At 63.7% G+C, this 25,739-nt stretch carries 23 protein-coding genes and 1 tRNA gene; 9 read left to right on the forward strand and 15 right to left on the reverse strand.

Annotation, left to right across the window (positions count from 1 at the left end; all coding sequences use genetic code 11):
* Positions 1 to 17: 17 nt before the first annotated feature.
* Positions 18 to 1,019, forward strand: coding sequence for a KpsF/GutQ family sugar-phosphate isomerase (locus tag ACVDG8_RS25930; protein WP_447250983.1), 1,002 nt, complete (start codon positions 18 to 20; stop codon positions 1,017 to 1,019).
* A 171-nt stretch (positions 1,020 to 1,190) separates the two neighbouring features.
* Here the strand turns inward: ACVDG8_RS25930 and ACVDG8_RS25935 are convergent, their stop codons facing one another.
* From ACVDG8_RS25935 to ACVDG8_RS25985, 11 genes are all read right to left on the reverse strand, one after another.
* Positions 1,191 to 1,655 carry an NfeD family protein gene (locus tag ACVDG8_RS25935; protein ID WP_447250984.1) on the reverse strand — a complete coding sequence of 155 codons (465 nt, stop codon included), beginning with the start codon at positions 1,653 to 1,655 and terminating at the stop codon, positions 1,191 to 1,193.
* 110 nt (positions 1,656 to 1,765) lie between these two features.
* A complete protein-coding gene (locus tag ACVDG8_RS25940) occupies positions 1,766 to 2,716 on the reverse strand; it encodes an SPFH domain-containing protein (protein ID WP_447250985.1) in 951 nt (316 codons plus the stop codon).
* A gap of 118 nt (positions 2,717 to 2,834) precedes the next feature.
* Positions 2,835 to 3,899 carry a ferrochelatase gene (gene hemH, locus ACVDG8_RS25945; RefSeq protein ID WP_447250986.1) on the reverse strand — a complete coding sequence of 355 codons (1,065 nt, stop codon included), beginning with the start codon at positions 3,897 to 3,899 and terminating at the stop codon, positions 2,835 to 2,837.
* A 141-nt stretch (positions 3,900 to 4,040) separates the two neighbouring features.
* Complete coding sequence (locus ACVDG8_RS25950; protein WP_447250987.1) at positions 4,041 to 6,101, reverse strand: 5'-nucleotidase C-terminal domain-containing protein; 2,061 nt, start codon at positions 6,099 to 6,101, stop codon at positions 4,041 to 4,043.
* A gap of 189 nt (positions 6,102 to 6,290) precedes the next feature.
* Positions 6,291 to 6,668, reverse strand: coding sequence for a hypothetical protein (locus ACVDG8_RS25955; protein ID WP_447250988.1), 378 nt, complete (start codon positions 6,666 to 6,668; stop codon positions 6,291 to 6,293).
* 189 nt (positions 6,669 to 6,857) lie between these two features.
* A complete protein-coding gene (locus ACVDG8_RS25960) occupies positions 6,858 to 8,303 on the reverse strand; it encodes a homospermidine synthase (RefSeq protein ID WP_447250989.1) in 1,446 nt (481 codons plus the stop codon).
* Between the two features lie 151 nt (positions 8,304 to 8,454).
* Positions 8,455 to 9,390 (reverse strand): heme-dependent oxidative N-demethylase family protein, encoded by a 936-nt coding sequence (locus ACVDG8_RS25965; RefSeq protein WP_447250990.1) that lies wholly within the window; start codon positions 9,388 to 9,390, stop codon positions 8,455 to 8,457.
* A 7-nt stretch (positions 9,391 to 9,397) separates the two neighbouring features.
* Positions 9,398 to 10,069 carry an aminotransferase class IV family protein gene (locus ACVDG8_RS25970; protein ID WP_447250991.1) on the reverse strand — a complete coding sequence of 224 codons (672 nt, stop codon included), beginning with the start codon at positions 10,067 to 10,069 and terminating at the stop codon, positions 9,398 to 9,400.
* A complete protein-coding gene (locus ACVDG8_RS25975; protein ID WP_447250992.1) occupies positions 10,018 to 11,163 on the reverse strand; it encodes an aminodeoxychorismate synthase component I in 1,146 nt (381 codons plus the stop codon). The genes ACVDG8_RS25970 and ACVDG8_RS25975 overlap by 52 nt, the downstream gene beginning before the upstream one ends.
* A 161-nt stretch (positions 11,164 to 11,324) precedes the next feature.
* Positions 11,325 to 11,993, reverse strand: coding sequence for a proton-conducting membrane transporter (locus ACVDG8_RS25980; RefSeq protein ID WP_447250993.1), 669 nt, complete (start codon positions 11,991 to 11,993; stop codon positions 11,325 to 11,327).
* Positions 11,994 to 12,345: 352 nt separating this feature from the next.
* A complete protein-coding gene (locus tag ACVDG8_RS25985) occupies positions 12,346 to 14,184 on the reverse strand; it encodes a M3 family oligoendopeptidase (RefSeq protein WP_447250994.1) in 1,839 nt (612 codons plus the stop codon).
* Positions 14,185 to 14,344: 160 nt separating this feature from the next.
* Here ACVDG8_RS25985 and ACVDG8_RS25990 point away from each other — a divergent pair, with 160 nt between their 5' ends.
* The 4 genes from ACVDG8_RS25990 (at position 14,345) to ACVDG8_RS26005 (ending at position 18,570) form a co-directional block, all read left to right on the forward strand.
* Positions 14,345 to 15,889, forward strand: a complete 1,545-nt coding sequence (locus tag ACVDG8_RS25990) for a sigma-54-dependent transcriptional regulator (protein ID WP_447250995.1) — start codon at positions 14,345 to 14,347, stop codon at positions 15,887 to 15,889.
* 378 nt (positions 15,890 to 16,267) lie between these two features.
* The gene (locus ACVDG8_RS25995; RefSeq protein ID WP_447250996.1) at positions 16,268 to 18,118 is read left to right on the forward strand and encodes a DUF882 domain-containing protein; all 1,851 of its coding nucleotides are present in this window, start codon (positions 16,268 to 16,270) and stop codon (positions 18,116 to 18,118) included.
* Positions 18,119 to 18,192: 74 nt separating this feature from the next.
* A tRNA-Gln gene (locus tag ACVDG8_RS26000) sits at positions 18,193 to 18,266 on the forward strand.
* 133 nt (positions 18,267 to 18,399) lie between these two features.
* Complete coding sequence (locus ACVDG8_RS26005) at positions 18,400 to 18,570, forward strand: hypothetical protein (protein ID WP_455707270.1); 171 nt, start codon at positions 18,400 to 18,402, stop codon at positions 18,568 to 18,570.
* Between the two features lie 74 nt (positions 18,571 to 18,644).
* On the opposite strand, the gene ACVDG8_RS26010 is transcribed toward ACVDG8_RS26005, so the two are convergent.
* The gene (locus ACVDG8_RS26010) at positions 18,645 to 19,538 is read right to left on the reverse strand and encodes an AraC family transcriptional regulator N-terminal domain-containing protein (RefSeq protein ID WP_447257084.1); all 894 of its coding nucleotides are present in this window, start codon (positions 19,536 to 19,538) and stop codon (positions 18,645 to 18,647) included.
* A 194-nt stretch (positions 19,539 to 19,732) separates the two neighbouring features.
* Here ACVDG8_RS26010 and ACVDG8_RS26015 point away from each other — a divergent pair, with 194 nt between their 5' ends.
* Entirely contained in the window at positions 19,733 to 20,458 is a 726-nt protein-coding gene (locus ACVDG8_RS26015) for an SDR family NAD(P)-dependent oxidoreductase (RefSeq protein WP_455707271.1), read from the forward strand.
* Positions 20,459 to 20,520: 62 nt separating this feature from the next.
* Here the strand turns inward: ACVDG8_RS26015 and ACVDG8_RS26020 are convergent, their stop codons facing one another.
* A complete protein-coding gene (locus tag ACVDG8_RS26020; RefSeq protein ID WP_447250999.1) occupies positions 20,521 to 21,156 on the reverse strand; it encodes a 2-dehydro-3-deoxy-phosphogluconate aldolase in 636 nt (211 codons plus the stop codon).
* A gap of 148 nt (positions 21,157 to 21,304) precedes the next feature.
* Between ACVDG8_RS26020 and trhO the strand changes: the two genes are divergently transcribed.
* A complete protein-coding gene (gene trhO / locus ACVDG8_RS26025; protein ID WP_447251000.1) occupies positions 21,305 to 22,237 on the forward strand; it encodes an oxygen-dependent tRNA uridine(34) hydroxylase TrhO in 933 nt (310 codons plus the stop codon).
* On the opposite strand, the gene ACVDG8_RS26030 is transcribed toward trhO, so the two are convergent.
* Positions 22,234 to 22,596, reverse strand: coding sequence for a YybH family protein (locus ACVDG8_RS26030; RefSeq protein WP_447251001.1), 363 nt, complete (start codon positions 22,594 to 22,596; stop codon positions 22,234 to 22,236). The genes trhO and ACVDG8_RS26030 overlap by 4 nt on opposite strands.
* A gap of 197 nt (positions 22,597 to 22,793) precedes the next feature.
* Between ACVDG8_RS26030 and ACVDG8_RS26035 the strand changes: the two genes are divergently transcribed.
* Positions 22,794 to 23,525 carry a tellurite resistance TerB family protein gene (locus ACVDG8_RS26035; protein ID WP_447257085.1) on the forward strand — a complete coding sequence of 244 codons (732 nt, stop codon included), beginning with the start codon at positions 22,794 to 22,796 and terminating at the stop codon, positions 23,523 to 23,525.
* Between the two features lie 238 nt (positions 23,526 to 23,763).
* Positions 23,764 to 24,534, forward strand: a complete 771-nt coding sequence (locus ACVDG8_RS26040; RefSeq protein ID WP_447251002.1) for an SDR family oxidoreductase — start codon at positions 23,764 to 23,766, stop codon at positions 24,532 to 24,534.
* A gap of 11 nt (positions 24,535 to 24,545) precedes the next feature.
* On the opposite strand, the gene ACVDG8_RS26045 is transcribed toward ACVDG8_RS26040, so the two are convergent.
* On the reverse strand, positions 24,546 to 25,730 hold the full coding sequence (locus ACVDG8_RS26045; protein WP_447251003.1) for a pyridoxal phosphate-dependent aminotransferase: 1,185 nt from the start codon (positions 25,728 to 25,730) through the stop codon (positions 24,546 to 24,548).
* Between the last annotated feature and the right edge of the window lie 9 nt (positions 25,731 to 25,739).

Below are 25,739 nucleotides of genomic sequence, written 5' to 3' on the forward strand. Positions count from 1 at the left end.
CGCTAATCGCTTGCGCCATGCATGCGGGGTCCCCAGAAAGAAAGCAGCCGGACGGTCAGGCTGCGATCGAATCGGCGCTGAGAACGGTGGCGACTGAACAGGCCGGCGTGGCGGCTTTGGCCGCTGCGCTCGAAAACGGATTGGCCGAGCCGTTCGCACGCGCCATCGGGCTCATTTCCAACATCGAAGGCCGCGTCATCGTCACCGGCGTCGGCAAGAGCGGCCATATCGGCTCCAAGATCGCCGCCACGCTTGCCTCGACCGGCACGCCTGCCTTCTTCGTCCATCCGGCGGAAGCCAATCACGGCGATCTCGGCATGATCGGCCATGACGATGCCATCATCGCCATGTCGTGGTCGGGCGAAAGCAAGGAACTGATGGGCATCGTCGCCTATTCCCGGCGTTTTTCGATCCCGCTGATCGCCATCACCTCGGGCGAAAGCTCGGCGCTGGCGCGTGCGGCCGACGTCGTGCTTTTGCTGCCGGCCGTGCCGGAGGCCTGTCCGCATGGGCTGGCGCCGACGACGTCGGCCTTGCTGCAGCTTGTTGTGGGCGATGCATTGGCGATTGCGCTGCTCGAAGCGCGCGGCTTCACGCCGGACCATTTCCGCACCTTCCATCCCGGCGGCCAGCTCGGCGCCAACCTGATGCAACTGCGCGAGATCATGCATGTCGGCGAACGCCTGCCGCTGGTCCCGTCCGGCACCGGCATGCAGGAGGCGATTGCCGAGCTGTCGCGCAAGGGTTTTGGCTGCGTGGCGATCACCGGCGCCGACGGCGCGCTGGTCGGCATCATCACCGACGGCGACATCCGCCGGCATATCGGCAGCGATCTCCTGTCGATGAGCGTCGATCAGGTGATGACGAAAAAGCCGAAGACGGCAGACCCCGACACGCTGGTGGCAACGGCGCTGCAGACGATCAACACCTCGGCCATCACCAGCCTGATGGTGGTCGAAAAGGGACGCCCGGTCGGGCTTGTCCATCTGCATGATCTGCTCCGCATCGGCGCCGCCTAAGGTGTGCTGATATTCAGGTGATGCCGGCCTGCAAACGTTGGTTTTCTGCGCTTCCGGTGCTCACGTACTTTAAGTACGCTCCGCTCCGGTACTCGAAAACCATCGTTTTCGGCTCGGCCTGACCTGAATCTCAACACACCTTGCCCAGGCGAGGTGCGCTTAAAAGGAACCTCAGGCTGCTTCGACCGTCAGCTCCAGGTCGGTGTCGGCGGCGCTGATGACGCGCACTTGCGTGCCTGCGGGCAGGTCGGGGCCGGAAACACGCCACAGCGTGTCGCCAAGCTTGATGCGGCCGCGACCGTCCTTGATCGGCTCGGCCAGTGTCGCCAGCTTGCCCACCATCTGCGCGCCGCGGCGGTTGAGCAGCGGCTGGTCGGCGTCATCGTGGCGGCCGGCCATCAGTTTCCTGCCGACAACGGCCGAGATCAGCGACAGCACCAGGAAAACCAGCACCTGGATCTGCCAGGTCCAGAAGGCCGCGTCCCAGATCGCCAGCGACACCGCGCCGACGATGAGCGCGGCGATACCGATCCACAGCATGAAGACGCCGGGCGCGACGATCTCCATCAGAATGAGCACGAAGCCCAGAACCATCCAGTTCCAGGGGCCGAGTTCGGAAACGATGCGATCTATCATAATGCCCACCTATCGGAGCAATTCCAGAGAACGGTTTTCTGTCCGGAATTGCGTCAAAGCAAAGGGAGAGCGGTTCTGTGTTTTTATGAAACGATGAACCGCTCCAGACATCAGCTTTCGCTCGGGCGGACCACCGGCGGGCGCGCTGCCTGCCTTTGCGAGCCGGCGGTGCCTTCAGACCTGAAGACCTCCTTGGCGATTTCGCCGATGCCGCCAAGCGTGCCGATCAGTGACGAGGCCTCCAGCGGCATGAGCACCACCTTGCTGTTGGTCGCAGAGCCAATCTTGGTCAGCGCCTCGGTGTATTTCTGCGCGATGAAGTAGTTGAGCGCCTGCACGTCGCCCTTGGCAATAGCTTCCGACACGACCTGCGTCGCCTTGGCCTCGGCCTCGGCCGAGCGCTCGCGCGCTTCGGCGTCGCGGAAGGCGGCTTCCTTGCGGCCTTCGGCCTCGAGGATCTGCGACTGCTTGAGGCCCTCGGCGGCGAGGATCTGGGCGCGCTTGTTACGCTCGGCGGTCATCTGCCGGCCCATCGATTCAATCAGATTGGCGGGCGGGTTGATGTCCTTGATCTCGACGCGGGTGATCTTGATGCCCCACGGATGCGCAGCCTCGTCGACAACGCGCAGCAGGCGTTCGTTGATGGCGTCGCGGTTGGATAGCAACTCGTCGAGATCCATCGAGCCCATGACGGTACGAATGTTGGTCATGGTCAGGTTGAGGATGGCGTTCTGCAGGCCAGCGACCTGATAGGCGGCTTGGGCGGCGTTCAGGATCTGGTAGAAGGCGATGCCGTCGACACCGACGATGGCGTTGTCGCGGGTGATGATTTCCTGCGTCGGGACATCCAGCACCTGCTCCATCATGTTCATCTTGGCGCCGATGCGCTCGAAGATCGGGTTGATGATGTTGAGGCCGGGGGTCAGCGTCTTGGTGTAACGGCCGAAGCGCTCCACCGTGTAATTATAGCCTTGCGGCACCGTTTTGATGCCTTTGAAAAGAAGTATGATAACCAGGAAAACAAGAACTATGATGGCAATATCGAAACCGCTGAAGCCCATTTCGTTTCTCCCTCAATAGGCGCCGACTTCACGAAATCACTTAAGTGTGTTTCCGTAGCGTTACAATCAGGTGATCGCGAATATTGGTTAGCGAAGGCTTTTGCGCACCGGTTTTCGGTCAAATCCAGCCCGACAGTTCCCGCCGCGCCAGCGCCTCGATCACGGCCATGCCCTCTGGGCTGTCGTTGAGACAAGGGATGTGGGCGAAGTTCTTGCCGCCGGCGTGATGGAAGGTTTCGGCCGCCTCGCGGCCGATCTCGTCCAGCGTCTCGATGCAGTCGACGGAAAAGCCCGGATTGACGATGGCGACCGACTTCACGCCGTCCTTGCCCAGTTTCTCGACGGTCTTGTCGGTATAGGGCTGCAGCCACTCCTGCGCGCCGAAGCGCGACTGGAAAGTGGTGATCAGCTTCTTCTCGTCCCAGCCGAGTTTTTCGCGCAGCAGACGCGTCGTCTCGAGGCAATGCGCCCGATAAGGATCGCCTTTGTCGGAATAGGGTTTCGGGATGCCGTGGTAAGAGGTGATGACCACCTCGGGCACGAAATCGAGCGTTGCGATGTGCTTCTCGATCGAGCGGGCAAGCGCTTCGATATAGACCGGCTCGTCATAATAGGGAGGCACGCTGCGGACCGCCGGTGCCGCCCGCATCTTCATCAACGCGCGAAACAGCTGGTCGTTGGCGGTCGCCGTCGTCGTCGCCGAATATTGCGGATAGAGCGGAAACGAAAGGATACGGTCGCAGCCTTGCGCGACCAGCCTTTCAGCGACGCTCGCGGTCGAGGGGTCGCCGTAGCGCATGGCCCAGTCGACCACGACATCCGGCAGGTCACGCAGCGCCTGGCCAAGTTTCTCGCCTTGCGCCCGGGTAAAGGTGCGCAGCGGCGACTCGTTCTTGTCGCGGTTCCAGATCCTGGCATAATTGGCGCCCGACTTCTTCGGCCTTGTGGTCAGCACAAGACCATAGAGGATCGGATACCAGATCGCCCTGTTGAGCTCGATGACGCGCGGGTCGGACAGGAATTCCCGCAGATAGCGCCACATCGGCTTGAAGTCGGTGCCGTCGGGGGTGCCGAGATTGACGAGCATGACGCCGATCTTGCCCGGCCTGGCCGGCGCGGCGCTGGCCGACAGCGGGCCGACGGCCTTGGCGGCTTTGACATCGGCGGGGTTGGCAAGCGTCATCAACGGTCTCCGGGTATCGGCGAGAAACTAGCGATGCCCTGCCGGTTTTCAATGCTGCGTCTGGCCGCACCTTATCGCGTTACGGCCCGAAAAAACACCCGCCCGGTTGCCCGGACGGGTGCAGCAATGAGTGACGAAGCGTTACTTCGCGGCAGGCGGAATGGTCAGCGTCGCACCGAGCGGCAGGCGGCGCGGTTTGTAGTCCCTGTTGGCGTCGGAGATGAGCTTCCACTTGGTGGCGTCGCCATAGGCCTTCTTGGCCAGCTCCCAATAAGTGTCGCCGGCGGCGATCACATGGCTGGTCTCAGCCGGCTTGGTCGCGGCGGGTGCTGTTTCGGCTGGCTTTGCCGGCTCGGCTGAAGGAGCAGGCGCTGCCGTTTCGGCCGGTTTTGCCGGCTCTGCCGTTGCCGGCGGCGCTGGCGGGGGAGGTGCTGCCTCGGTCGAAATGGCCGGCGGCGTGTTGGCGATGTCGCCCGAGTTGGCCGGCAATGCGGGCATTGCGGGCGCTGCCTCGGCCGGCTTTGCTGCTTCTGCAGGTGCAGGCGTTGCCGGAGCAGCTTCGGCCGGCTTTGCCGGCTCAGCCGCCGTCGTTGCCGCTATCTCGGTGATGCGGCCGTCGATCTTTGGCGTGTAGGGCCGATGCGCGCCGAGATAGTCGGCCACCACCTGCTCGAGACCCGGACCATAGTCATAGGCATCGGTGGCCTTGTCGGCGAAGACCTTGTAGCCGTCGCCGCCCTGGCGGACATAGTTGTTGGTGGCCACCAGATACTGCTTGTCCGGATTGATCGGCGCCCAGGCGCCGTTCTCCATCACCTCAACCGACTTCAGCCGGCCGGCATTGGGCGCGACCGACTTGTCGAAAGAATATTTGAGGCCCGCCACCTGCGGGAAGCGGCCGGCGCCGTCCTCGATCTGGCTGAGGCCGCCTTCCAACCCGGCGACGAGGTCCTTGCCGGAAATCTTGAACGTCGCCAGCGTGTTCTGGAACGGCAGCACGGTCAGCACCTCGCCCATCGTCACCGTGCCCTGGTCGATCGAGGCGCGCAGGCCGCCGCCATTCGAGATGACGATCTCGACGCCCTGGCCCTTGGTGCGGTCGAGGATGGCGTCGGAGACGAGATTGCCCATCTCGCATTCGCGGGCGCGGCAGCTCTCGCGGCTGCCGTCGATCGGCTTGGTGGTCTCAGCGACCTCCTTGTTCTTCAAGGCCTCGATCGGCGCACCGAGCTCCTTGATGCGGGCGAGCACGGCGGGATCGGGCGGGATCGACTTGTCGAGGAAAATCGGCGCGCCGCTGGCTTCCTTGACGACGCCATTGTCGTCGAACACGACCTTGAACTCGCCGAGATATTTCGAATAGGACGCAGCCTGAACCACCGGCACCTTGGAGCCGTCGGGATTGTCGACCATCGTCGGATAGGGGCCTTCCGCCTTCGGATCGGTGTTGGACAACAGCGTGTGGCTGTGGCCGCCGACCACCACATCGATGCCCGGGATCTTGGCGATCACGTCGCGTTCGCGCCTGTAGCCGATATGGGTGACCGCGATGATCTTGTTGACGCCTTGCGCCTTGAGCTTCTCGACCTCGGCGGTGATCGCCTTGACGTCGTCCGTGATGGCGATGTTGGGGCCGGGCGAGGCGAGTTCCGGCGTGTCGTTGGTGACCGCGCCGATGATGCCGATCTTCTGGCCGCCGACCTCGACGACGATCGATGGCTTGATCTTGCCGGCGGCGCTGGACTTGTCGTTGGGCACGACATTGGCGCTGATGATCGGAAACTTCGCCTTGTCGAGGAAAGGCACCAGCGCGCTCTCGCCATCGTCGAATTCATGGTTGCCGAGCGTGACTGCGTCGGGTTTGATCTGGTTGAGGAATTCCTCTTCCACGGCGCCCTTGTAGGTGGTGTAGAACAACGAGCCCTGGAAACTGTCGCCTGCATTGAGCAGCAGCACGTTCTGGCCTTCGAGCTTCTTGCGCTCCTGGGCGATCGCCGTGATCAGCCGGCCGGCGCCGCCGATACATTCGCCCTTGGTCTCCTCGTCCGCCGAGCAGGTGGATTCGTATTTGTTGTTGCCTTCGATGCGGCTGTGCCAATCATTGAAATGCAGAATGTTCAGCGTGTAGTCGGCAAAAGATACGCCGGCCGACAGGCCAAGCGTCGAGGCGGACAGAGCCAGAATGGCGGCAATCTTCTTCATCTTCGTCTCCCGGATGAGCTGGCCTGAAGGTGCTTAAAGCCCTCGCTTGACTGGAAAATAACAGCCAGCCTTGGGTCATGTTCACATCGGGTCCCGGTCGATGCAAGCGGAAATCAGGAAGATGTTTGCCGGCGCAAAAAAACGGCGGCTCGCGTCGCCGTCCCTGCAAAACATCAATGCCTGCGTTACTCAGGCGCGGCGGGTCAGCACGAAATTCTGGCCGCTGGCGCTGGTGCAGTTGAGCTGGCTGGTGGAAACCATCAGGCAGTTGAAGCTGACTGGCGTCTGGCGGATCAGCGAGGTGCCGTGGATCTCCACCGAGGTCGCACCGGTCATGGTGTAGCTGCCTTCCGACAGCTTCTGGCCGGTGTCGGTGGCGACGGTGGCGAAGCTGCCGGCCTTGAAGGTCGAAAGCCCGGTGCCCTTGGCGTCGATCCAGTTGCCTTCGACGCCTTTGGGCGCTGCCGCCATGGAGGGCTGGTCGGAAGGACCGGTGGTGGTGCAGGCGGCCGCGGCCAGAAGGCTTGCGGCGGCGCCTGCCGAAAGCAGTTTGCGCGCAATGGTCATGATCAAAATCCTCTCCTCTCGCATCGGCCCGAAAATCGGATTCCCGATTTCGGAAAGCACGATGCGTTCACTCAAAGTGCTAGAGCGTACTTTGTGCGTCCGAAGGGACGCACGTCGCTCTAGGCCGCACACTCTCAATCGCCCGATTTCCGGGCGATTGCAAGGCGGTGAGGCCGGTGGGCCCCGCTGCTATCGCACCAGGATGTTGCGGAACTGCCACGGATCGTCCTTGTCCAGGTCCTCCGGGAAGAGGCCGGGGCGGTTATCCAGCGGCGTCCAGTCGGTATAGTAGCCCCGGACCGGCCCGAGATAAGGCGACTGCACTTCGAGACAGCGCTTGTAGTCCATCTCGTCGGCCTCGACGATGCCGGCCTCCGGGTTTTCCAGCGCCCAGACCATGCCGGCGAGCACCGCCGAGGTGACCTGCATGCCGGTGGCATTCTGATAGGGCGCGAGCTTGCGCGCCTCGGCCAACGACAATTGCGAGCCGTACCAGTAGGCGTTCTTGGCGTGGCCGTAGAGCAGCACACCGAGTTCGTCGACACCGTCGACCAGCTCGTTCTCGTCGAGCACGTGGTGGACCGGCTGCGGCTTGCCCGCGGCGCCGAACATCTCATCGAGCGACAGCAAGGCGTCGTTGCATGGGTGATAGGCGTAGTGGCAGGTCGGGCGGTATTGAAGCTTGCCCTTCTTCGAGCGCACGGTGAAGAAATCGGCGATAGAGATCGCCTCGTTATGTGTCACCAGCAGGCCGTATTGCGCGCCCGGCGTCGGGCACCAGCTGCGCACGCGCGTGTTGGCGCCGGGCTGTTCCAGATAGATCGCCGCCTTGGAGCCATGCTTGTGCTTCTTGCCGTTCTTCGGCATCCAGGTCTCATGCGTGCCCCAGCCGAGCTCGGCCGGCTGCAGGCCTTCCGAGATGAAGCCCTCGACCGACCAGGTGTTCCAGAACACGTCCATCGGCTTCGGCTTCTTGGTGCGCTGGGTGTCGCGCTCGGCGATGTGGATGCCCTTGACGCCGGCCTTCTTCATCAGCTTGGCCCAGGCCTCGCGATCTTCCTGCGCAGGCTCGGAAAACTCCAGGCCAAGATCGGTGGCGAGGTTGACGAGCGCCTTCTTGACGAACCACGAAACCATGCCCGGATTGGCGCCGCAGGTGGACACCGCCGTGGCGCCGCCGGGCTTGTCCTGCTTTTCCTTGATCATGGCTTCGCGCAGCGCATAGTTGGTGCGGCTGGCATTGTCGGCCTTGGCGTCGAAATAGAAGCCGAGCCACGGCTCGACCACGGTGTCGATGTAGAGCACACCGAGCTTGCGGCAAAGCCGCATCAGGTCAACCGAGCCGGTATCGACCGACAGATTGACGCAAAAGCCCCGGCCGCCGCCATTGGTCAGAAGCGGCGTCAAGAGCTTCTTGTAGTTCTTCTCGGTTACGTGTTCCTGGACGAAGGCGATGCCGCGCTCGTCGAGCAGCTTGCGGTCGGTGTCGAGCGGGTCGATGACCGTCATGCGCGACTTGTCGAACTGGAAATGGCGCTCGATCAGCGGCAGCGTTCCCCGGCCGATCGAGCCGAAGCCGATCATCACGACAGGGCCGGTGATCTCACCGTAAACGGGCCAGTTTTCATTCGCCATTTTTTCGCGCACTCCTTCAAACACATGCAAGACCGGGCAAACACCTGCAAAACCGGATGTTTTTCGCCCAGCGGTCAAGCGCTACACCACAGATCATTGTCATAAACCAGTGAAAAGCGCCAATCGCCGGCCAAGCCGTTTTGGCCTGTGGTTAAGCCGATCCGGTCATCGCGTTCAGCGATGCGACCAGGCGGTCCCGGTCGGCGGTCATGCCCTTGTAGTCGAGCTGGGCCTGATCGAGGGCGTTGAGCTGCTCGGCGAAGGAGGCGGCAAGGGTGGCACGGTCCGGGTGGCGGGCAAGCACCTTGAGCGGGTCGAGATGGATGCGGATGGTGAACAGGATATCGCGCGAAACGGGCAGCTTGCGCAGCGTCTGGCGTTCGACACGGATGAAGGCGTGGGCGTTGATGTCGCCGTCCGGGAAGCGCGTCGGGCGGCTGGTGGCGCGATCGATGCGTTCGACATTGGAAAGCGGGTGATAGAGCGCATCGTTGGCCTGGATCGACCAGTTGAACCGCTCGACCGCTTGCCCCTGCAGGCCGTCGAACATGCGATTGATGAGCTCTGCGGGTCGCGTGCCGGGGCCGAAGCCGGGCACGGGCGCATGGATCTCCTGCAGCGGCTTGCCGAATTTTTCCGTGAGCGACCAGGACGAGGGAAAGCACAGCGAGCCGGCGGCGAGCCGCCAGCCGCGTTCGTCGCGGCGCATGAGGATCAGGTCTTCCTGGACGAGCAGGGACGCCTTTGCGAGCGGTGCCTGGCGCAAGACGTGAGGTAGCCTTTCGATCGTGCTTTCAAGGCCGGCGACCTCGACGTCCGAGCCTGCGGCGCGATGGGTGCGCGGGTGTTTCGCCGTGAGATGTTGGCCAAGCAGATCCAGCACCTCGCGTTGGGCGTCGCGGGTGCCGTCTTCCTCGACAAACACCTTTTCCGGGATGCCGGCGTAAAGCCGCTGCTTCTCGGCAAGATGCGGCAGGAGAAACGCATCGACCTCGATCCAGCGGTCGATTTCGAGCGGCTTCAGCCCGACGGTGAAGAGTTTCGAGGACCCATCATAGGGCGTGTGGGTTGGCTGGCGAATGTTCATGCGTTCTTCAAACAGAAAAGCCAAGCCGCGCCGGGATCAGTCCGCGCAGCGAATTGCCGACGAAGATCGCCTTCGCCGACGTCAGATCCTCGAAGCTGTAGATCGCTTCCGCGGCGCGGCCTTCGTCCAGAAGCGCGCCGCGCAATATTCCAGGCAACAAGCCGCAGTCGAGGCGGGGCGTGGCGAGCACGCCATCGCCGAAATCGGCGAAAAGGTTGGTAATGGTGCCTTCGCAAAGTTCGCCGCGCTCATTGGCAAGCAGCACCTCGTCGGCGCGGGTGGCGAGATATTCGGCGCGCGCCTGCTGGTAGATCTCCCGGCGGCTGGTCTTGTGGCGCAGCAGCATGTTGCCGGAATAGAGCCGGACCCGCGCCAGCTGCAGATGCCAGACCTTGTCGGCGGCAAGCGGTTCGTAAGGCTGCGCTGCCGCCGACGCTTCTCCGCCATGTTGCAAGGCAAGCCGCACGCGCAACGCAATCTCATGCCCACCCACGATGCGCGACAGAACCTGGCCGATCCGCTTGGGATCGCAGGCAAAGCCGAGTTCGGCAGCCGACGCGTAGAGCCTGGCCAGATGCCGCTCGAAGCGCAGGAAGCCGGCGCCCGGCTCCCAGCGCATGGTTTCGATCAGCTCGAAGCCGGCGCTGTTCCCGTCGCGAAGCGCGCTTTCAAAAGACACTCCCGATACTCCTCCTCGGCGGTGGAATCGAAAACGACGCCGCCGCCGACATTGTAGACGGCTTCGCCATCGGCAAAGAGCGAGATGGTGCGGATCGCCACCGAAAAGCGCATCCTGCCGTCAGGCGCTATCCAGCCGATAGCGCCGCAATAGACGTCGCGCGGCGTATGCTCCAGCTCGTGCAGGATTTCCATGGCGCGGATTTTCGGCGCGCCGGTGATGGAGCCGCAGGGAAAGAGTGCTGCAAAGATCCGGCGAATGCCGAGGTCCGGCAAAAGCTTCGCCCGCACCCGGCTTACCATCTGGTGGACCGTCGGGTAGCTCTCGATGCGGAATAGCTCCGGCACTTCCAGCGTGCCGACCTCGCTGATCAACGAAATGTCGTTGCGCAACAGGTCGACGATCATCCGGTTCTCGGCCTGGTTTTTTTCGTCGTTGCGCAGGAAGGTCTTGAGCCGCGCATCCTCGGCCCTGGTCGCGCCGCGCGGCGCGGTGCCTTTCATCGGATGCGTCTCGATCATGCCCTCGGCATCGATCTCGAAGAACAGCTCCGGCGAGCGCGACAACACGATCGGATCGCCGAGCGAGACCAGTGCGCCGTATTTCACCGGTTGCCTTTCGGTCAGCGCGTTGAAGGCGGCGAGCGGATCGCCGGACCAGTGCGCCTGGACCGGGAAGGTCAGGTTGCCCTGGTAGCAGTCGCCCTTGCGGATATGGTCGTGCAGGCGTGCGAAGCGGGCGGCATAATCCTGCGCGGACCATGTTGCCCGGGCATCGAAGATCGGACCGTTGGTCGCTTGTCCATCCGCTGATGGCACCGCCTCTTCAAGCGGCGTGTCGAAGACACCGAGGCAGATCAACGGTGCGCGGCGGCCCTCGGGCAGCAGTGGCGCCAGCTTCGGCTCGAGCAGATAGCCGGCTTCATAGGAGAAATACCCGGCCAGCCATTTGCCGGCGTCGGAAGCCGCCTGCGCTCTCTCAAGCGCGGGTGTGAATTCCTCCGCGTCGCGCGCCACGATGACCTCGCGCGGCCGGTCGAAGACCAGCTGCCGAGCTGTGTCGTCGTTGCGGAAGATGGCTGCGGGAAGGGACATGAGCCTCGGATGCGGTCGATAACGTCGACCGCTCTATATGGGGGTTCGGCGAGGCGCAATCGAGGGAGCGGCGTCGGGCGGCGCAAAGCTGACTGTGGCCCAAAACAAAGACGGCGCCCGTGGCGGGCGCCGCCTTGCAGCCGGTCGCGATGGCGGATGGTTCAGGTGTTGCTGGCGGTGCCGGCTGTCGGAAACTGCCTGGCAAATTCCGTCTCGTTGCCGGCAGCAAGCAGCTTCGCCTGCTCGATCCATTTTTCGCGCGCGATACGGCCGTCGAAATTGAGCACCTCCTCGATGCGCTTGACGTCGGCCTCGGTCCAGGCGGCGATCTGGGCGTAAGTCGTAACACCCTGGCCCTTGAGCAACTTCTCATTGACCGGCCCGATGCCGATCAGGCGGCGCAGATTGTCGGCCTTGTCGGCAGCTGCCTTGGGCGCCGCTGCTTTCTTGGCCGCCGGCTTTGGCGCCGCGGTTTTGGCCGCTGGCGGCTTCTTGGCGGCAGCAGCCTTCGGCGCCGGTTTGGCGGCCGTCGAACCGGCGGACGACGACGTCGACGTCAGCGCAGCCGAAGCAGGCGCGGCGGCCTTGCTTGTTCCGGCCCCGGCTGGCGTTGCGCGAAGCTTGCTCTCGAGGTCGGCTCGGGCGCGGCCGCAGGCGTCGAGTTCGCCCTTGAGGCGATCGGTATCGGCGCGCAGCCTGTCGCGTTCGCTGCGCGTGCGGTCGAGATCGCCGCGCAGGCTGTCGAGCTCACCGCGCAGGCGGCCCCAGATGAACCAGCCAACCAGAACACCCACAATGAACGCCAGGAGGATGTAGAAGAAAGTGCTCATTTCTCTCTCCAGTCCGATCTGTCGGCCGCGGCCCGGAGTGGCGAGCCTACCGCCAAGGATCGTCAATCATTCCGCTGTCGCGGAACTGCCGGCCTCAATCGGGCTATCGGCTGCGGCTTTGCGTCCGTGACCGGCAGCCATCATCGCATTCGCCGAAGCGCCACACTGGCCGTCTATGGCCTTGGCGCCGGCTGAGCTTGAGGCGGGACGCTATCATATGGCCTTGCGAAAGCTAATTGAAAAATGTGGGCGGAGAGTTATTCAGGAACAGATATTTAGACCAAGAATAGCGTAGTCGCGAATATGCATTCCAGCTAAACTGTTCTGGTCCTGCTGACCGCCGAAGCGCCCGTCACTTGTCGAGTGCCTCCAGCTCGTCGATCAGGGCGCTGATGACGCCCAGGCCGATCTGCCAGAAGGCAGGGTCGGTGGCGTCGAGGCCGAAGGGCGCCAGCAGCTCGGAATGATGCTTGGTGCCGCCGGCGCGCAGCATCTCGAAATACTTCTCCTGAAAGCCGCGCTCGGCGTTCTGGTAGACGGCGTAAAGCGAGTTCACCAGGCAGTCGCCGAAGGCATAGGCGTAGACGTAGAAGGGCGAATGGATGAAGTGCGGGATATAGGTCCAGAAGACCTCGTAACCCTCGCGAAGCTTGATCGCCGGCCCCAGGCTCTCGGCCTGCACTTCCAGCCAGAACTCGCCCAGCCTGTCCGAGGTCAGCTCGCCGTTCTTGCGCTCGGCATGGACCTTGCGCTCGAACTCGTAGAAGGCGATCTGGCGCACGACCGTGTTGATCATGTCCTCGACCTTCTGCGCCAGCATGGCTTTGCGCTCGCGCTTGTCGGTGGTCTGGTCGAGCAGCGAGCGGAAGGTCAGCATCTCGCCGAAGACGGAAGCGGTCTCGGCCAGTGTCAACGGCGTGGACGCCATGAGCGCGCCCTGGCCCGCGGCCAGCACCTGGTGCACACCGTGGCCAAGCTCATGCGCCAACGTCATCACGTCGCGCGGTTTGCCCATATAGTTGAGGAGCACGTAAGGATGGGCCGACGGCACCGTGGGATGAGCGAAGGCGCCGGGCGACTTGCCTGGACGCACAGGCGCGTCAATCCAGTTGTGATCGAAAAAGCCGCGCGCGATCTCGGCCATCTCAGGCGCGAAGCGCTGGTAGGCCGACAGCACCGTGTCCCTGGCGTCGTCCCAGCGGATCACCGCCTGCGGGGTCTCGGGCAATGGCGCGTTGCGGTCCCAGTGGTTCATCACCTCCATGCCGAGCCAGCGCGCCTTCATCGCGTAATAGCGGTGCGACAGCCGCGGGTAGGCCTCGCGCACTGCGGCCGCCAGCGCGTCGACCACGCTGCGCTCGACGCGATTGGCGAGATGGCGCGAATCGGCGATGTCCTGGAAACCGCGCCAGCGATCGGAGATTTCCTTGTCCTTGGCCAGCGTGTTGGTGATCAGCGTGAAGGTGCGCAGGCTCTTGCGGAAGGTCGCGGCCAGCGCTTCGGAGGCCTGGTGACGCACCTCGCCATTGGCATCCTGAAGACGATTGAGCGCAGGCTCCAGCGTCAGCTCCTCGCCGTCGATATCGAAACGCAGGTCGGTCATCGTCTCGTCGAACAGGCGGTTCCAGGCGCCGCGTCCGGTGACCGATTTTTCATGGAACAGCTGCTCGACGCGGTCCTCGAGCTGGTAGGGCTTGTCCTTGCGGAGATCGAGCACCCAGGGCTGGTAGTGGCCGAAGGCCGGATCGGCGGCCAGAGCGCCTTCGATCGCGGCATCGTCGATCAGATTGAGCTCGAGCGCGAAGAACAAAAGATGCGCGCTGGCGTCGGTCATCTTCTCCTGGACGTCGCCATAGAGCTTGGCGCGCTGCGGATCGGCGGTGTTACCGGCATAGACGAGGCCCGCATAGGAGACGATGCGACCGATGAGCTCCTCCAGAGCCTCATAGGCTTTCAGGGCTTCGCCGAGCTTGCCGGAGCTGCCGCGCCCGGCCTCGGCCGCGAGCGTGCCTTTCCAACGGGTCTCGAAGGCGATGGCGTCATTGGCGGCCTTGGCGATGTCGCGCTTGAGTTCGGGCGCTTCCATGCCGGCATAGAGGTCGGCGAGGTTCCATTCCGGCAGATCGCCAAGCCCGGCCGCGCCCTGACCGGACGCCACCGCCGCAAGCCGCTGATCAACCATCATGCGCATCGACAATCCTTTTTTGAGTGAGGTCGCCAAAATCGAAGGGGAAAAAACAAGCCGGTCAAATCCTAAGGAATTCGTTCACCGGGTTTTTTGAAACCTTATTTAGAACCCTGTGCCAAGATGATCCACGGGGATTTTCTCGGGCAGGCAACTTCAAACACTCATGACAGGTTCCATACTCATAGTCGATGACGATCCGGTGCAGCGCAGGCTGCTCGAGGCCGCGGTGACGAAATTCGGCCATGCCGCGATCGTCACGGATGGCGGCGAGGCGGGCCTCGATGTGCTCGATGGACCCAATACGCGCGACGTGTCGGTGGTCATTCTCGATCTCGTCATGCCTGGCCTGGATGGCATTGGCGTGCTGAAGGCGATGCGCGAGCGTGCCATCAACATCCCCGTCATCGTGCAAACGGCGCAAGGCGGTATCGAGACCGTCGTCTCGGCGATGCGTCATGGGGCTTTCGACTTCGTCGTCAAACCGGCATCGCCCGACAGGCTGCAAACCGCGATTTCCAACGCGTTGAAGGTCGAGGCGGTCGAGGACGAGGTCAAGCGGACGGCGCGGCGCCGCGGCGGCCATCTCAGCTTCAAGGACCTGATCACCCGCAGCCCGGCGATGGACCGGGTGATACGCCTCGGGCAAAAGGCAGCCGCTTCCAACATCCCGATCCTGATCGAAGGCGAATCCGGCGTCGGCAAGGAATTGGTGGCGCGTGCCATCCAGGGCAGCGGCGACCGCCGCTCGAAGCCATTCGTCACCGTCAATTGCGGCGCCATTCCCGAGAACCTGGTCGAGTCGATCCTGTTCGGCCATGAAAAAGGATCTTTTACCGGCGCCAGCGACAAGCATACCGGCAAGTTCGTCGAGGCAAATTCAGGCACGCTGTTCCTTGACGAGATCGGCGACCTGCCGCTCGACGTGCAGGTGAAGCTGCTGCGCGCCGTCCAGGAAGGCGAGGTCGATCCGGTCGGCGGCCGTTCGACCGTCAAGGTCGACATCCGGCTGATCTCGGCGACGCACCGCAATCTTTTGCAGCAGGTCAAGGACGGCAAGTTCCGCGAGGACCTGTTCTACCGGCTGAACGTCTATCCGATCTTCGTGCCGCCGCTGCGCGAGCGCCGCGACGACATCCCCTACCTGGTCCGCCATTTCATGGAGAAGGTGGCGTCGGCCGATCCGCGTCGCCGTCCCACCGGCATTTCCGCCAGGGCGCTGGCCATGCTTGAGGCCTATGATTGGCCGGGCAACATCCGCCAGCTGGAGAATGCGGTGTTCAGAGCCTCGGTCCTGGCCGAGGAGGACCTGCTCACCGAGGAGGAATTCCCGCAGATCCGGGCGCAGGTGGAAGGAACGGTCAGTCTTGACGCGGAACCGGCATCGGCAGCTGCTGAGACGGCTTTGGATCTCTCCCAACCCACGGACGAAATGGCTCCCGATGGAGCAGGGGCCGCCTTGCGGGACGGCGAGGCGCCGGCCAGGCTGCAGCCTCGTTTTGGAACGCTCAGGGCGCTCGACGAACGCGGCAATGTGCGGGCGTTGGCCGAGGTCGAGTTCGAAATGATCAAGCTCGCCATCGACCATTACAACGGCCAGATGAGCGAGGTCGCGCGTCGCCTGGGCATCGGGCGCTCGACGCTCTACCGCAAGTTGAAGGAATATGGCATTGATCCCGAAGCTGGCCGCGTCGACCGGCTGGCGTCGTGACAGACAAGCTTCGAGCCAGCTTGCAGGCTTAAAATCCGAGTCAAATTGTCGCTTTCCGGTTCAGGATTGCCGGTTTTCGCGGGCTATCGCGACCATAGATCACGCTTTGCGGCCAACGGTAACAGATCGTGTTCTGGCCGAAGTCGGATTCCTGATCTAAACCAGCGGTTTACCACGAAATGTTCGGGATCATTTTTGACGGGATATCGCCACGGTGTTACCGCATTTCGGCTTCAATAAACGATGATTAACCATTAGGATTGATACTCGGATGTGAAAATCAGACATCCGTTGGTCAAATCCGGGGACAAACGGCAGCCTGCAAGGCCATTTGATTTGAACAAAGTCGAACGACATAAAAACGGGCGGCATTTTCACATGAGCGTCTGGCCGAGGTGGCTGGCGTTCGTGATTTTGGCTGTCGGGTTCTTGTCGGCGGCCATGTCGGGCGCCAGGGCCGAAGTTCGTACGCTGAAGCTCTATCACCTGCACACGCATGAGAAGGCCGAGATCGTCTACAAGCGCAACGGTCGCTACGATCCGGAAGGCCTCCGCAAAATCAACATCATCCTGCGCGACTGGCGCCGCAACGAGCCGACCAAGATGGATCCGCGGTTGCTCGATCTCGTCTGGGAAGCCTATCGCGAAGCCGGCGCGACCGACTACATCCAGGTCGTCTGCGGTTATCGCTCGCCGTCGACCAATGCGATGCTGCGCTCGCGCAGCCGCGGCGTCGCCGAGAAAAGCCAGCATATGCTCGGCAAGGCCATGGACTTCTACATCCCTGGCGTGCCGCTGAAGAAGTTGCGCAACATCGGCCTCAAGATGCAAGGCGGCGGCGTCGGTTATTATCCGACTTCCGGTTCGCCGTTCGTCCATATGGATGTCGGCAATGTGCGCCACTGGCCGGGCATCAGCCGCCAGGAACTGGTCAGCCTGTTCCCGAACGGCAAGACGCTGCATGTGCCGAGCGACGGCCGGCCGCTGCCGGGCTATGACCAGGCGCTGGCCGCCTATCAATCGCGCAAGGGCTCCGGCACGCCCAATATCGAAGTGGCCAGCGCCGGCGGCTCGACCAAACGGTCCGGCGGACTGCTGGCCGCCTGGTTCGGTGGCGGCTCTGACGAGGCGGACGACGAGGCCGACGACAGCAACCCGACGCCGCAGGCCAAGACCGTGAAGCAGGTTCAGGTCGCTTCCGCCGCCACGTCCCGCAGCAGCAATCTTCCAGGCATCGCGATCGTGTCGCCGAAGGATGCCAAGCGCGCCGACATCCCGCAGGTCGCGGATGACAGCGCCGACGATTCGCAGCCGCAGCAGGACACGCCGGAGACGATCATCGCCGCCTTGCCGCCGAAGGAAGTTCCGCTGCCTGATTTCGCGCCGCGTCCGAAGGCCGATGTCGGCCAGCAGGCGCCGCAGAACGTGCCGTTTGCCATGGCCGATGCCTCGGCGACGACCGAGCAGGCGGTTTCGACCGCGCAGGCTCCGGCGCCGGATAAGGTGCCGTTCGGCACGGCCAGCGCGGCAGAGGCCGCTTCAGCCGATCCGGCTCAGGTTGCCGTCAACAACATTCCGCTGCCGACCTGGCGTCCCGACCGCACGACGCCGGCGGAGCTGGCGTCGAAGGACCAGAATGTGCTTTTGGCGCTGGCGGACACGGCTCAGCAGAACAACAATGCTACCGACGCCTTCTCGGTGCTGCCGACGGCAAGGCCGCAACCGGCCAAGCAGGATGAGATCAAGGCCGTGCTCGAACAGGTCAGCGCCACGACCGACGCCGGCGGCGCGCAGTATCAGCTCGCGTCGCTGACGCAACCGGAACCGCGCTCGGCCTTCAACGACCCGTCGGGCGTCGATGCCGCGTCGCCGCGCCAGGCCATCGCCGCCCTGCCGGCAGGCAGCGATCCCGCACAGGCGATCGGCGCCGGCGTGAAGACGACAGCCAAGGAAGCCAGGGCTTCGACGCGTGACTTGAAGCCAGGGCCGAAGGCCATGGTGGTGGCCGCACCCCCGCAGGCCGCGCGCTGGGCACTGGGCAGCGGCGAGACCATCGCCACCGTTTCCAGCCCGACGACGGCGCCGCGCTATGCCTATAACATCGTGCACACGCCGCCGAGCGAGGTCTATACAGCCGGCTTCCAATCGGATGCCCAGGCGCCCGACGCCAGCCGCTTCACCGGCAATGCCGTAAAGTTCCTGTCGGTCGCCCGCTTCCAGACGAAGTAGGAAACTCAACTTCGTCCAAGGGCCATGCTGGCGCGCGGCCTTTTGTTTGATAGGCTGCGCTGTTCGCTAGGCTCTCCCGCTTCGTCTAAAGGTAGGACAGCGCCCTTTGAAGGCGTGAATCGTGGTTCGAATCCATGAGCGGGAACCAGGTCCGTCGTCAAACGTTCACGCGGTCCTGAACTTCTCGTGAAGACGGAGCAGGTCGCACTTTCCCGGGTTAAGGTCGGTCCGTTCCAACCCGGGATATTCATGAAAAAATTCTACTGGCATCCGCTATCGCATTGGCAACGGTTTCCGCGGCCATCGCGCCTTCACAGGCGGCCATGGTCGTCGTGAAGACCAACGGCCATATGCATGATCACATGCATATGAGAAAGCATTGCAAGACCACCTGGGTCACGCATTGGAAGAACCACCGCAAGGTCTCCGAGAAGGTCACGGTCTGCAAGTAAATCGCGTTTCATGCAGAACCACCCGGTCGGCGCAAGCCGGCCGGGTTTTTTCATAGCCAAATTCCTGATGTGGCTTAGTCCACTTCCAGCGCTGGCGGTTCGCCTCTTGCCAGAAGCCGCGCGGCATCACGCCCGGGCGGCAATCCGAATTGGCGCGCATATTCGCGGCTGAACTGGGAAGCGCTTTCATAGCCGACCGTGAAAGCGACGCGCGCGGCGTTGCCCGGCTCCGCGATCAACAGGTGGCGCGCTTCGAGCAGGCGCACCTGTTTTTGGTACTGGATCGGACTCATGGCGGTGGCCGCCTCGAAGTGGCGGTGAAACGAAGCGTTGCTCATATGCGCGAGCGCCGCCAGTTCCGCCACGTCGATCGGCTCGTTGTAGTGCCGGCGGATCCAGGTGGTGGCGCGGCGGATCTGCGACAGGCGACCATCGGCGCGCGCGAGCTGGCGCAGCTTGCCGCCTTGCGGGCCCTGCAGCAGCCGGAATGCGATCTCGCGTTCAAGCATCGGCGCCAGCACGGGAATCTCGGCCGGCCGGTCGAGCAGGCGCAGCATCCGGCGCCATGCGTCGAGAAGCTCGTCATCGGCCCGATTGGTCACGAAACTGTCGCCGCCCACCGCCGACTTGTGGTCGATGATCAAGGTGGCGATCAGCTCGATATCGAGAGCGAAAGCGATGGCCACGTAGGGACGGGCGCTGCTCGCCTCTATCAGCTGGCTGGTGGCCGGCGTTTCCAGCGCATAGACGAAGTAGCTGCCGGCGCTGTAGGCCAGCGTGCGGTCGCCGATCAGCACCGTCTTGGTGCCCTGCAGCACGAACAGCACGGTCGGTTGGCAAAGCTCGGGCAGTGGCGGCATCGGAACCTCGCTGCGGCCAATGGTAACGCGCGGGATGGCCGTCTTCGTCCGCCGTCCGTGCGCGTGGCGGCCGGCGATCGTGATCAATTCCTGCAAGGCTTCGTCCATCGCTCCAGCATTGCCGATCCATGCTGGCTGCGCAAGCAGGGCAACGCGGAGGCGCATACGCCGTTGGCGAGCAAACACGTGGTTGAGAGGAATAGGCAAGAAGGCGCGAGAATCAGGCGCGCGCGGTTGCTCTACGCACGTCATGTCTAAGTCACCAAAGGAGACATGGACATGACAACGCAAAGAACGCGCTGGTGACCGGCGCCAACAAAGGTATCGGCCTCGAGACCGCCCGGCGGCTGGCAACGATGGGATACAAGACCTGGCTCGGGGCGCGGGATGCCAAGCGCGGCGAGGCCGCGGCACAGGCGTTGCGCAACGATGGTCTCGACGTCGAATGGCTGGAGCTCGACGTCGCCAGCGATAACAGCGTGGCGGCTGCCGCCAGTACCCTGGCGGCGCGGACATCGAGCCTCGATGTGCTGGTCAACAATGCCGGCATAGCCCCCGGCTATGTCGACGCGCTCGGCCCGGACGGCCGCTATGAGCGGCCGCCAAGCCGGGAGGATGTCGCGGACATGAAAGCGACCTATGACGTCAATGTCTTCGGCCCGGTCCGTGTCACTCAGGCGTTGCTGCCGCTGCTCTTGGCGGCGCCCGCCGCCCGCATCGTCATGGTCAGCAGCTATCTCGGTTCGATGGCGCGCGCGGCCGGCAACAGCCAGTCGCCCAATGTCATGGGCTATGGCAGCTCGAAGACTGCGCTCAATGCCATCACGATCGCCTTCGCCAGGGAGCTTTCGCCGCGCGGCATCATGGTCAACGCCGCGGCGCCTGGCTACACCGCGACGGACCTCAATGCGCACAAGGGTGGCCGCACGGTGCAACAGGCGGCCGAGGTCATCGTGCGCCTGGCGACGCTGGAGCCCGGCGGACCCACCGGCGGCTATTTCGACGAGAACGGTCCGTTGGCCTGGTAGGCAGGGGTGTTTTTCGACGCAATTCCGGACGGAAAACCGGCGTCCACTTTCCTGGAATTGCTTTATGTGAGCTTGCTCGCTTCGCGCGCGAGCGCTTCGATCTCGTCCCACTTGCCCGCCTTGATCAGATCGTCCGGCGCGACCCACGAGCCGCCGACGCAGATGACATTGGGCAGGCTAAGATAGTCGGCGGCATTTTTGGCCGTGATGCCGCCGGTCGGGCAGAATTTCACGTCGGCGAGCGGCGAGGCGAAAGCTTTCAGCGAGGCGATGCCGCCGGACTGCTCGGCCGGGAAGAATTTCAGGAAGCGCAGGCCGGCCTCGCGCGCGGCCATGATCTCGCCGGGCGTGATGGCGCCCGGCAGCAAGGGCACCGGGCTGCCCTTGGCCGCATCGAGAAGCTGGCTGGTGATGCCGGGGCTGACGATGAATTTCGAGCCGGCGGCGGCCGCTTCGTCGAACTGTTTTGCATCGAGAATGGTGCCGGCGCCGACGATTGCGTCCTCGACCTCGGCCGCGACACGGCGGATCGCTTCCAGCGCGTCGGCGGTGCGCAGCGTGATCTCGATAGCCCCGAGGCCGCCACGCGCCAGCGCGCGGGCAAGCGGCACGGCATCAGCGACATTGGCGATCTTCAGCACCGGGATGACCGGTTGACCGTTGAGAAGCGACAGGAGCTTTTCGGTCTTGCTGGTCATGGGGCTGTCTCCGTTGCGGTCGATTTCAACCGATTAGCAGAAGGGGTATGCCGAGTCCACGAAAGCAGGCGTGTCGCGATGTCACGCGCCCACCCCGTTCGTTTGCTCCGCCTTGAAACCGCTTTCAGCACGGTCTAGTGGCATTGCTATGACAACGACCAAAGTAACCCAGCAGCCTGTTCGCGTCGCCGCACTCTACAAATTCGCGCGGCTCGACGCATACGAAGCATTGCGCGCGCCGCTCGCGGCGTTCTGCTGCGGGCGCGGCATCAAGGGAACGCTGCTTCTCGCCCATGAGGGCGTCAACGGCACGGTCGCCGGCAGCGAAGAGGCGATCGTCGGGCTGATCGACCATCTCCAGGCGATCGAAGGCCTTGCCGGGCTGGAGGTGAAGTACAGCATCGCTGCCGAAATGCCGTTCCATCGCATGAAGGTGCGGTTGAAGCGCGAGATCGTCACCTTGGGCGTCGAGGACATCGATCCGGCGAACAGCGCCGGCACTTATGTCGCGCCGGCCGACTGGAACGCGCTGATCTCGAACGCCGACACCATCGTCATCGACACCCGCAACGCCTATGAAGTCTCGATCGGTACCTTCCAGGGCGCCGTCGATCCGCAGACGGCCAGCTTTCGCGAGTTTCCGGCCTGGGTCGAAGAGCACCGCGAGGAGCTCGAGGGCCGCAAGGTGGCGATGTTCTGCACCGGCGGCATACGCTGCGAAAAGGCGACCGCCTATGTGAAGTCGCTCGGCTTGAAGGACGTCTTCCACCTGAAGGGCGGCATTCTGAAATATCTCGAAGAGGTGTCGGCTGAAGACAGCCTGTGGCAAGGCGAGTGTTTCGTCTTCGACGAGCGCGTGTCGGTGTCGCATGGCCTGGCCGAGGGCGAGGCGGAACTCTGCCGCGCTTGCCGGCATCCGCTGATGGCCGAAGACCGCCTGTCGCCGCAATTCACCGCCGGCGTCTCATGTCCGCATTGCTTCGAGGTTCGCTCGGAAGAGGACCGCGCCCGCTATGCCGAGCGCCATCGCCAGGTTGAACTGGCGCAGGTGCGAGGCGGCAAGCGCCACATCGGCAGCTAAAACGATACTGAATAACGGTCGATCGCCCAAAGCCAGGTGCCGTCGCTCTGCCGACGGGCGACCTCGCTGGTGATGCTGCCGTCGGGCAGCTTGGTGGAGGTCAGCGCCAGGTCGCTATTGATGAGGGCAGGGCGCTGTTCGCCGCGCTGGAATTTGCGTCCCGCCGCGAGACCCTGCTCGAAAAGCACACGGATTGCCTGCCTGCCGCGCGTGAATTCGCCACCGCCGCTGTCGACGACGGCATCGGGTTCGAACAACGCCAGCATTCCCTCGATATCGCCGGCCCATTGGCGGTCGATCAGCAAACGCTCGAGATCCTGCGGGTCGAGCGCCGGCTCGCGGTTTTCTGCATTGGTCATCTGATCGTCCCCTTCGGAAATCGGCGGGATCCTAGCCGAAGCGATCCGCCGTTTCGACACCTGACGAGCCTGTTTTCGCTGCCTTGATCGGGCGGCGAAATGTCCCTCGTCATTGTAATGTCAAGGCGCCGGGCCTACCTCTTGCCCGTCCGAAACCTTGCCCGCGCGCATTCGGCCGGGCCAATTCTGGAGGCATGATGCTCGACCCCAAGAAGCTGCTCGACGACCTTCTCGGCTCGCAAATCCCTGGGACCGGCTCGACTGTCCGCGACAAGGCGGGACAAGCGGTGCAGATGGCAAAGGACAATCCACTCGCCGCCGGCGCGCTGGCGGCGGTGCTGCTCGGCACCGGCACCGGACGGCAGGTGACCGGCACCGCCATCAAGCTCGGTGGCCTGGCAGCGATTGGCGGCCTCGCCTACAAGGCCTACCAGAACTACAAGGCCGGCAACGCGCCGGAGCAGGCGCCGCCAGCCAGCGAGCCGGAATTGCTGCCGCCGCCGGCGGACACGGCGTTCCATCCCTCGCAGGCGCCGCAAGGCGAGGCTGAATTCACGCTCACGCTGGTGCGGGCCATGATCTCGGCGGCGAAAGCCGACGGCCATGTCGATGACGAGGAACGCAAGAAGATCGCCGATAAGCTGAAGCTTGCCGGCATCGGCGTCGAGGCGGAAAAGTTCCTGCTTGCCGAACTCGAAAGCCCGCTCGATCTCGATACGCTGGTCGCCGGCGCCAAGACCGACGCGCAGAAGCTCGAGCTCTACACGGCCTCGCGCCTGACCATCGATCCTGACACCCGCACCGAGCGCGGCTATCTCGATCTGCTCGCCGGGCGCCTCGGCCTGCCGGATGCGCTGGTCGACCATGTCGAAGCGACCGTCTCGGCGGCGAAGGCGCCGGTCGGGACTGCACCCAACCCGCGCTGGTAGATCCGGTTGGTAAACTGAGGCCGAGCCGCGTTGCTGACCGTCAATCCTTCGTTAACCCAGGAAGCGCATGATTCTAAACAGTCGGGCCGGCTTATCCTCCTCCCAAGCGCGGTTCAGATCGGGGCGGTCGCCAATGGCCGCCCTTTTTGTCGGCCAATCTTTACCGCCGACAGTCGCTTGCCATCATCTGCGCCATTTGCGATGCCACGTCTTTCCATCCATGACCGGGAGGACGGCGATGACAGCCATCACAGCCATCACAGAGAAGACCGCCATCGTTACCGGCGCCGGGACCGGCATCGGCAAGAGCGTCGCCACGGCGCTGCTCAAGGCCGGCTGGAACACGGTTTTCTGCGGCCGCCGCAAGAACGTGCTGGATGAGGCGATCGCTGATGCCGGCCGGACCGAGGCCAAGGCGCTGGCCGTCGCCTGCGACATCAGCAAGGCCAATGAAGTCGAGGACATGTTCGAGACGGTGGTCGAGGCTTTCGGCCGTGTCGACCTGCTCTTCAACAATGCCGGCATGGGTTACAAATCGACGCTGATCGACGAGATCCCGGTCGAGGTCTGGAACGATGTCGTCGGCGTCAACCTGACCGGATCGTTCCTGTGCGCCCGCGCTGCCTTCGGCGCCATGCGCCGGCAAAAGCCGATGGGTGGCCGCATCATCAACAACGGCTCGGTGTCGGCTTATGCGCCGCGCCCGGGATCGTCGCCCTATACGGCGACCAAGCATGCCATCACCGGGCTGACCAAGACGCTGGCGCTCGACGGCCGGTCCTTCGACATCGCCTGCGGCCAGATCGACATCGGCAATGCGCTGACCGAGATGGCGCAGCCGATGACCGTGGGGGTGCCGCAGGCCAATGGCTCGATCGCCGCCGAAGCGGTGATGGACGTGCAGCGCGTCGCCGACGCCGTCCTCCATATGGCCAGCCTGCCGCTCGACGCCAATGTGCTGTTCATGACGGTGATGGCGACGAAGATGCCGTTTGTCGGGCGCGGCTGAACGCCCGACGGTCACTTCTTCAGGAAAGCCTCGATGCGCTCCAGCGCGCGCAGGATGTTCTCCTCGGAGTTGGCGTAGGAGAGCCTGATATAGCCTTCGCCGAGGATGCCGAAATCCGGGCCGCCGATCAGCGCCACGCCGGCATCCTCGAGCAATGCCGAGGCAAGCTTCTTCGCCTTCCAACCGGTCTTCGAAACGTTGGGGAAGGCGTAGAAAGCGCCCTTCGGCGTGATGCAGGAAATGCCTGGCAACGCATTCAGGCCCTCGACGACGATCTTGCGACGGTTGTCGAAGGCGCGCATCATCTTTGCAACATCGTCCTGCGGGCCGTCGATCGCCGCGATGCCGGCGAACTGACTTGGCGCGTTGACGCAGGACCAACAGTTGACCGCGAGCTTGCGCACCTTGTCATAGAGATGCGCGCCCTTGTCGCCGTTCGGCCAGATCGACCAGCCCATGCGCCAGCCGGTCATCGCCCAGGTCTTCGACCAGCCATTGAGCACGATCAGCCGGTCGCGGATTTCGGGGAAATTGAGCAGCGAAAAATGCGTCTCGCCGTCATAGGTCATGACGTCGTAGATCTCGTCGGACATGATCGCGACCTGGGGGTGCTTCTCCAGGCCCTTGACCAGCTTCTCGATTTCGGCGCGGGGTGTGACGCCTCCGGTCGGATTGGCCGGGGAATTGAGGATCAACAGCCTCGTCTTCGGGGTGATCAGCGCCAGCGTCTCTTCGGCCGAGAAGGCAAAGCCGTTCTCCTCGCGGATCGGCACCGGGATTGGCGTAGCACCCGTGAATTCGATCATCGAGCGATAGATCGGGAAACCGGGATCCGGATAGAGGATTTCGGCGCCTGGCTCGCCGAACATCAGGATCGCGGCGAACATCGTCGGCTTGCCGCCGGGCAAGATCATGACGTTTTCCGGCGAGACCTCGATGCCGGTGGTGGTCAGCGTGCGGCGTACCACCGCCTCGCGGGTGGCTAGCAGGCCGTTTGCCGGCGTATAGCCATGATGGCCGTCGCGCAGCGCCTTGATCGCCGCTTCGACGATATGCTGCGGCGTCTTGAAGTCCGGCTGGCCGATGCCGAGATTGACGATGTCGCGACCCTGTTGCGCCAGCGATGTCGCTCTCGCGAGCACCGCGAAGGCGTTTTCCTCGCCGAGCCGGTCGAAGGCCGCGATGGTGTGGAGCATTTTTCCCGT

It is taken from the genome of Mesorhizobium sp. ORM8.1 (assembly GCF_053005525.2).

What these genes read in the sequence shown, in the direction of transcription:
- ACVDG8_RS25930 (WP_447250983.1), top strand. Translation starts at nt 18, where the DNA reads ATGCATGCGGGGTCCCCAGAAAGAAAGCAGCCGGACGGTCAGGCTGCG.
- ACVDG8_RS25935 (WP_447250984.1), bottom strand. Translation starts at nt 1,655, where the DNA reads ATGATAGATCGCATCGTTTCCGAACTCGGCCCCTGGAACTGGATGGTT.
- ACVDG8_RS25940 (WP_447250985.1), bottom strand. Translation starts at nt 2,716, where the DNA reads ATGGGCTTCAGCGGTTTCGATATTGCCATCATAGTTCTTGTTTTCCTG.
- hemH (WP_447250986.1), bottom strand. Translation starts at nt 3,899, where the DNA reads ATGACGCTTGCCAACCCCGCCGATGTCAAAGCCGCCAAGGCCGTCGGC.
- ACVDG8_RS25950 (WP_447250987.1), bottom strand. Translation starts at nt 6,101, where the DNA reads ATGAAGAAGATTGCCGCCATTCTGGCTCTGTCCGCCTCGACGCTTGGC.
- ACVDG8_RS25955 (WP_447250988.1), bottom strand. Translation starts at nt 6,668, where the DNA reads ATGACCATTGCGCGCAAACTGCTTTCGGCAGGCGCCGCCGCAAGCCTT.
- ACVDG8_RS25960 (WP_447250989.1), bottom strand. Translation starts at nt 8,303, where the DNA reads ATGGCGAATGAAAACTGGCCCGTTTACGGTGAGATCACCGGCCCTGTC.
- ACVDG8_RS25965 (WP_447250990.1), bottom strand. Translation starts at nt 9,390, where the DNA reads ATGAACATTCGCCAGCCAACCCACACGCCCTATGATGGGTCCTCGAAA.
- ACVDG8_RS25975 (WP_447250992.1), bottom strand. Translation starts at nt 11,163, where the DNA reads ATGTCCCTTCCCGCAGCCATCTTCCGCAACGACGACACAGCTCGGCAG.
- ACVDG8_RS25980 (WP_447250993.1), bottom strand. Translation starts at nt 11,993, where the DNA reads ATGAGCACTTTCTTCTACATCCTCCTGGCGTTCATTGTGGGTGTTCTG.
- ACVDG8_RS25985 (WP_447250994.1), bottom strand. Translation starts at nt 14,184, where the DNA reads ATGCGCATGATGGTTGATCAGCGGCTTGCGGCGGTGGCGTCCGGTCAG.
- ACVDG8_RS25990 (WP_447250995.1), top strand. Translation starts at nt 14,345, where the DNA reads ATGACAGGTTCCATACTCATAGTCGATGACGATCCGGTGCAGCGCAGG.
- ACVDG8_RS25995 (WP_447250996.1), top strand. Translation starts at nt 16,268, where the DNA reads ATGAGCGTCTGGCCGAGGTGGCTGGCGTTCGTGATTTTGGCTGTCGGG.
- ACVDG8_RS26010 (WP_447257084.1), bottom strand. Translation starts at nt 19,538, where the DNA reads ATGGACGAAGCCTTGCAGGAATTGATCACGATCGCCGGCCGCCACGCG.
- ACVDG8_RS26020 (WP_447250999.1), bottom strand. Translation starts at nt 21,156, where the DNA reads ATGACCAGCAAGACCGAAAAGCTCCTGTCGCTTCTCAACGGTCAACCG.
- trhO (WP_447251000.1), top strand. Translation starts at nt 21,305, where the DNA reads ATGACAACGACCAAAGTAACCCAGCAGCCTGTTCGCGTCGCCGCACTC.
- ACVDG8_RS26030 (WP_447251001.1), bottom strand. Translation starts at nt 22,596, where the DNA reads ATGACCAATGCAGAAAACCGCGAGCCGGCGCTCGACCCGCAGGATCTC.
- ACVDG8_RS26035 (WP_447257085.1), top strand. Translation starts at nt 22,794, where the DNA reads ATGCTCGACCCCAAGAAGCTGCTCGACGACCTTCTCGGCTCGCAAATC.
- ACVDG8_RS26040 (WP_447251002.1), top strand. Translation starts at nt 23,764, where the DNA reads ATGACAGCCATCACAGCCATCACAGAGAAGACCGCCATCGTTACCGGC.
- ACVDG8_RS26045 (WP_447251003.1), bottom strand. Translation starts at nt 25,730, where the DNA reads ATGCTCCACACCATCGCGGCCTTCGACCGGCTCGGCGAGGAAAACGCC.